Source organism: Mycobacterium attenuatum (assembly GCF_900566085.1).
In the GTDB taxonomy this organism is placed as follows: Bacteria; Actinomycetota; Actinomycetes; order Mycobacteriales; family Mycobacteriaceae; genus Mycobacterium; species Mycobacterium attenuatum.
Window position 1 is genome coordinate 1 of sequence record NZ_UPHT01000197.1, and the last position, 5,857, is coordinate 5,857.

5 protein-coding genes and 2 pseudogenes are annotated in these 5,857 nt (G+C 67.5%); all 7 read left to right on the forward strand.

Features of this window, described 5'->3' with window-relative positions; genetic code table 11:
- Positions 1–325 (forward strand): annotated as a pseudogene (locus EET13_RS30745) (PPE family protein); the annotation flags it as partial.
- A gap of 70 nt (positions 326–395) precedes the next feature.
- Positions 396–707: a hypothetical protein gene (locus tag EET13_RS29470; RefSeq protein ID WP_136623318.1), complete on the forward strand. Its 312-nt coding sequence runs from the start codon at positions 396–398 to the stop codon at positions 705–707.
- A 47-nt stretch (positions 708–754) separates the two neighbouring features.
- Positions 755–1,051, forward strand: coding sequence for a WXG100 family type VII secretion target (locus tag EET13_RS29475; RefSeq protein WP_136623319.1), 297 nt, complete (start codon positions 755–757; stop codon positions 1,049–1,051).
- 59 nt (positions 1,052–1,110) lie between these two features.
- Positions 1,111–2,304: an ESX secretion-associated protein EspG gene (locus tag EET13_RS29480; RefSeq protein WP_168991363.1), complete on the forward strand. Its 1,194-nt coding sequence runs from the start codon at positions 1,111–1,113 to the stop codon at positions 2,302–2,304.
- A gap of 127 nt (positions 2,305–2,431) precedes the next feature.
- The gene (locus EET13_RS29485) at positions 2,432–3,805 is read left to right on the forward strand and encodes a MinD/ParA family ATP-binding protein (protein ID WP_122445544.1); all 1,374 of its coding nucleotides are present in this window, start codon (positions 2,432–2,434) and stop codon (positions 3,803–3,805) included.
- Complete coding sequence (gene eccD / locus EET13_RS29490; protein ID WP_122445545.1) at positions 3,802–5,334, forward strand: type VII secretion integral membrane protein EccD; 1,533 nt, start codon at positions 3,802–3,804, stop codon at positions 5,332–5,334. The genes EET13_RS29485 and eccD overlap by 4 nt, the downstream gene beginning before the upstream one ends.
- Positions 5,334–5,857 (forward strand): annotated as a pseudogene (locus EET13_RS29495) (S8 family serine peptidase); the annotation flags it as partial. The gene eccD and the pseudogene EET13_RS29495, both read left to right, overlap by 1 nt.

Here is a 5,857-nt window from a genome sequence, read left to right on the forward strand (position 1 = left end):
GGCGGTGACGGCGACGCTGACCAAGCCCACCGCCGGTGGCGCGATGTCGGGCCCGGTCGGGTTGCCAGGAAGCTGGTGGAGCGATGCGGCCGAGGAGAAAACCCCCGCCACCGCCTCGGCGCGCACCGGGGCCGGCAGCGGCCGGGTCAGCGGGGCCGGCGCGCCGGGAATGTATGGGATGGGGGCACCGGCGGCAGGGCGCACGCGCAGCAATGCGGGCGAGGCCGCTGATGCCGACAAGCACGTGCTGTTGGGCGGGGGAGATGGGGGCATGCCCATATTCACCGATGACGGCGTCGTTTACGTCAGCGGACAGGGGGTTTAGAGCCGCGGGGCCGCGAGCAACAGCACACAGGGAGTTCAGTCACACACGCAGTAAAAGGAGTTAACGAAAAATGCCAGTGCTAAACACCGCAGCCTCGCGGATGCGTCAAGTCGCGGCCACCCTGGATCAGGTGCGCAACGATGTGCTCGCCGGGCTGGGCAACTACGAAGTCATGAACCAAAACCTCAACGGCACAGGGTTTATAGGCACCGCGTCGCTGGCGTCGCTGAACACGACACTGGATGTCGCCAACACCGGCCGGCAGGTCTCGCAGCGGTTCCAGAGCGTCATCGATCAAATCAACAAGGGCGCGGCCCAGTACGAATCGGCGAATGAGTCCAACCGCGCCGCCCTGTCCAACGTGGGTGTCCAGCAAACCTAATACCCCGATAGCTCGGCGAAAAGCCGGGCCGACAAGGAGTACACACTATGTCCGATGCAATGCGTTATGACCCTCGAATGATGGCCGACCACGTCAGCTCCCAGCAGGCGCTGGTCCGCCACCTCGACGATCTACGCAACCAGGCTCAAACCGCGATCGAATCCATTCGTCAAGAATGGACCGGGCTCGGGTTCGGCGGCTGCGACGAGGCCCACCGCCAAGTCAATATCGCCTTCGACCACGTGTTCCAAACCATTCAAAACCATGGACAGCGGATCCTGAGCGCTTCTGACCACGCAGTGACCATCGACAGCGCGGTCAATGCTGGGTTCGCGGGCCTTTGAGCCAGCACGCTGTCGCCCCGAGTGGAGCGCGGCTGTCTACCACCTCGGAAGGACTGTGGTTGACAGCCGCGCTCGCTGGCGTCAGCAGACTCCCCACCGAACTGCGGGTACGCCCGATCGGCGATGCCGACAACACCCTGGGCCGCCACAGCGGCCTCGAGCTCTTGCAGCAGGCCGGAATCTGCACCGGCCGTACCCTTGATGAAGACGTCGCGAAATGGATGACGGTGCTGGGACTTCCCGACATCCAGATCAGCATCACCGTGGACCGACCCAGACAGCGCAGCAACCGACTGCTCGGCCCCGCGCCGGCGTTCGATCCTGGTGTCGACCCCCACACCGATCCCATCGCCGCCTACGAAGCAGTCATGGCATTCAACGCCCGCCGCGGTCCTCGCGGCGTGGTGGTGTTGTGCCGGCGCGGCGGTGAGTGGGTCAGCGCGGCACGACTGTGGCAGACCCGCCAACAGCCCGGCGCCAACGACGACCATGCTGGCGCGGCAATTTACGACGCCCGCGAACTGCCGTGGAACCGCCGCTGGAACGACCCGCGCTGGCGCAACCAACCCAGCGCCACGCACATCGCGCTGGCCGCCACGGTGTGGCCAGACCCCGACTTTTCACCCACGTTTCGCGCCAAGGCCGCCTATCTGCTGGCCGCCCGCAACGACGACGGCCTGACACTGCCCACCGGCCCGACTGACCCGCTGGCCGGCGAGCTCTCGGCGATGATCGAGGCCGACATGCTCAACGACGAGATCGACGAAGTGGTGGTCAGCTACCTTGGCCACACCCCGATCGCGGAGGCCCTGCGCGCCGTTGTCGGAGCCGCCGATGCGGCCCAGTTCGACACGATCAACGTGCCCGCCGGCGTCCTCGATCCCATCCTGGCGCGCTGGCAGCACAGTGGAGGGACAACCGACCTCGTCACCGACCTGTGTCAGATCGGGCTCAGCGTCCCCCAGGCCCGCGTCGTGCGCGCGGCCGGCGACGCCGGCAGCGCCCGCACCACCGTCACGGCCACCGAATTCCGGGTCGGCGCCACAACCTACAGCCCCCAGTCGGTCGCCATCGCCGACACCATCCTGGGGCGCATCGCGCACTGGCAATCCACCAGCATCGACGGCCTGAACTGGGTCACGATCGCCCCGGGAACCCCGTATGCCATCGACGACGCCGTGGCGTGCATGTGTGCGGCGCTGCCTTCCGGAGCTAACTGGGTCTCCCATGAGCGCACGCACCCGATCAACTGAATTCCTTTTTTTGACCGTCGGTGGTGGGCAGGGGAATTGAGCCGTTGTTACTGTCAAAGCAAGGAGCTCGAACACCGTCTGCACGTGCAGGTTTAGCCCATCGCGGACAAGAGACCAAGGGATTTTGATGAGCGCCAACGAGCGTGAGTTTCTGGTTCGGATCGGGGCGAGCAGCCCACAGCAACCAGCCAGCGAACCGCCCGCGCACGAAGCTAACGGATCACCCACACCGCCGGCCGCGCCTGCGCTGGCCGGGAAGTTTTCCCCAGACAGCGCCGATACGGGCCCCATCCCGATCCCGCGCGGGGGGGCGCACCGCGTAGACACCGAACAGGACCCCGAGCAGCCCGACGGGTTCACCGCCGCCCAGCCGCGCACTCGAGTGCCGTTGCACCAACAGCCACCAGCCCAACCCGACCAGCACACCAGCTGGGCAGGCGCTGAGTTCGGCGAAGACTACGGTCGGCTCGGGCTACCCGACACCGCAGCGCAGCGGTGGGCGGCATCGGCGTCGGGCGCCCGTGCGCACTCGCCGCAAGCGCCTCGATACCAGGTCAAAGCAGCCGACTTGACACCACGCCACACCCGGGCGTCGTCGCGAGGATGGCGAAAATGGTTGTACAAGACCAGTTTTGGTGCCATCAACGTCGGCGAGTCCGCCGATGAGATCGAGCTGCGCCAATTAAACACCGCTATCAAATCCCCTCTGGCGGGGGCGCATTCGGTGACGGTGGTAGGCGGAAAAGGCGGGGCGGGAAAAACCTCGTTAACATCGGCTGTCGCTTCGGTTTTCGCCGACGTGCGCAAAAAAGACCCCGTGTTGGCCGCCGACGCCGACCCGACTCAGGCAGCCAATCTGCCCGACCGCATCGCCCCGCAGGCCTCGGCGTCGTTTAGCGATGTGATCGCGGGAAAAGAGCTGCACCGCAACGCTGATCTGCGCAACTTCGTCGGACAAAACACCGACACGGGTCTTGATGTGCTTGCCGGACCGGCCCGCGCGAACGGCACCGGTGAGCTCGATGCGCACACCTATACCCAAGCCCATCAACGCCTGCAACTGCTCTACAACCTACTGTTCACCGACACCGCGGTGGATTTTCGGCATCCGGTGATGGCAGCAGTGCTCGACCATAGCGACTCGCTGGTGTTGGTCGCCTCGGCGGCCCCCGAGGGGCTCACCGGGGCCGTTCGCGCGCTCGACTGGCTTGAGCGAGCCGGATACGGACGGTTTTTTGGCCGAATGGTGTTGGTGATCAATCACATTCGGGTGTTCGAGAACCGGCGGGCCCGCAAGGAAACCAAACGCCTGGTGGCCGACATGCGCGCCCAGTTCGCCAACAGGATGGCGGGCGAACGCATCTTCGAAGTGCCCTATGACAGTCATATCGCCGAGGCCGGGGTGTTAGAGCTTGAGCGGCTGGCCCCCAAGACACGTCGGGAGCTGCTCAAGATCTGCGCGGCGATCGCCTCTGGGTTCGGCTCCGAGGCGCGGCGATGACGTCGCCCGGCGGGTCGGCTGCGCCTATCGCGCTGCCCGCGATCACACGGGTAGCCATCCTGGTGGCAACCGAGGTCGACGAACCCGCGACACCGAGCGCCCAACCCAGCGGGGTTGAGTTGGACTTTTCGTTGCCCTCGCGCCAGCCGCTGGTCGCGGTGATCGAAAATCTGCGCCGCGAGGTCGACAAAGAATTGCAGCGCCGACGACTGCCGACACTTCGCCAACAGATCACCTACGCCTTATGCGGAGCCGACGGACGGGCCTTGGATACGTCGAAAACACTGGATGGCAGCGGTGTCGTCGACGGCGATGCGCTGTGGCTGTTGCCAGTGGAAGCCACCGAACGTTTTTCCCGCGTCATCGAACGCGTCTCGACCGGTGTAGCGCGCGCCGCGGCCGAGCAGTTCCGCACGGTGGACCCGACCGTGGCCCGGCGCATGGGCGCGGCGTTGACCGCGTTCTTGGCCGGATGGATGGAGCTGATCCTGGCCAAATTGTGGTGGGACAGCGGATCAGAGATCCCCGCAGCGGTCTCGGCGGTGATCGCCGCGACGTTGGTGGGCGCGGCGTGGGTGGCGTCGGGCTCGCCATTGCCGCAGCGGCGCGGGGCCGCCGACTCGTTAGCGTGGACTGCGCTGCTGTGTGCGGTGTCTGGCGCGGGCATGGCCCCGCCGGGTCATCCCGGGGGCTGGCACGCGGCCGCGGCCGCGGGCGCTGCGGTGATCGGTGCGCTGCTGCTGGGAGTAATCACGGGGCGCTTCCCGGCCGCGGTGGCGTTCTGTGTCACCGCCGGCGCGGCGGTGTTCGCGGCGGGGGTCGCCTCTGCTGGCGCGCATGTGGGGGCGCAGCGTATTGCGGTCGCATTGTTGACGGTCGTGGTCATTGTGGTGACCTACGCGGCCAATGCGGGCGGGTTGGTGTCGGGTGCGCCGATGCCGGCGTTTCCCTCGATGCGATCCCGCGGAACCTTCGAACGCGCCGCGGGCGCCCCGCGGAACACGGTCAGCCCGGTACCGGTGGGCGACTTCGTCACCGGTGACCAATTGGCGCAGTGGGCGCGCCGGGGGACGTTAACGGCGACAGGCATGATCGTGGCGGCCTGCATCGGGTTGGTGGGCAGCTGCTGGTGGGTGGTGGCGCCGGGGGCTGCCGGTGATTGGCGCTTTGCGGTGTTCGCTGTCGGGATCTGCGTGGTCGTGGTGTTGCGGTCGCAAACCTTGATTGACCGGGTGCAGTCGGTCTCGTTGACCAGCGCGGGAGTGATCGGGATCGCGGTGGTGATCGGGCACTACGCGGCCGCCCCCGCCCCAGCGAGGGCCACGACGTCGCTGCTGTGCGCAGGGCTGGTGGCGACATTGGCGGTCGCGGTGTTGCTGGCGGGTTTGTGGCTGCCCACAGCGACGCTCAAGGCGCCGCTGCGGCGCGCGGTGATGGGTGTGGAGCTGGCCTTGACGCTGGTGCTGACGGTGCCGTGGATGCTGTGGCTGATGAACGCGTTCACCGCACTGCGCCACATGAGGCACTGATGGTGCGCGCCAAGCTGGTACGTGGGGCTGCGGTGATCGCGGTGATGGTGCTGGGCTGCCCGCCCGCGCCGGCAGGGGCGATCACGCCGCCGGTGGTCGCGCCCGGGCCCGCCCCTGCTGATCCGCCGCCGGGCCCTGATCAGCCGATGCACCAAGTCGAGGAGTGCACGCAAACGACCGTGGTTCCCGGAACCGACTTGCGCGAACCACTGGCCGCCTGGCGGATGCTGGATATGGAGGCGGCGTGGCGGATATCGACCGGCGCCGGGGTGCTGGTGGGGGTGATCGACACCGGTGTGAGTCCCTCACCGCGGCTGCCGCGCGTGGTGGCTGCCGGGGATTACGTGATGGGCCGCTACGGCGACGGGCTGGCTGACTGTGACGGGCATGGCACGGCGGTGGCCTCAGTGATCGGGGGGATACCGGCCGGGGCGCCGCTGCCGAGCCGGCCACAAGGCGCCGCACCGGCGGTCCCGCCGCCGGGGGCGCCCGCACCGTCGCCGGTGCCCCCGCCCCCGCCCCC

Coding starts and splice junctions, on each gene's coding strand:
- EET13_RS29470 (WP_136623318.1), top strand. CDS start 396: ATGCCAGTGCTAAACACCGCAGCCTCGCGGATGCGTCAAGTCGCGGCC.
- EET13_RS29475 (WP_136623319.1), top strand. CDS start 755: ATGTCCGATGCAATGCGTTATGACCCTCGAATGATGGCCGACCACGTC.
- EET13_RS29485 (WP_122445544.1), top strand. CDS start 2,432: ATGAGCGCCAACGAGCGTGAGTTTCTGGTTCGGATCGGGGCGAGCAGC.
- eccD (WP_122445545.1), top strand. CDS start 3,802: ATGACGTCGCCCGGCGGGTCGGCTGCGCCTATCGCGCTGCCCGCGATC.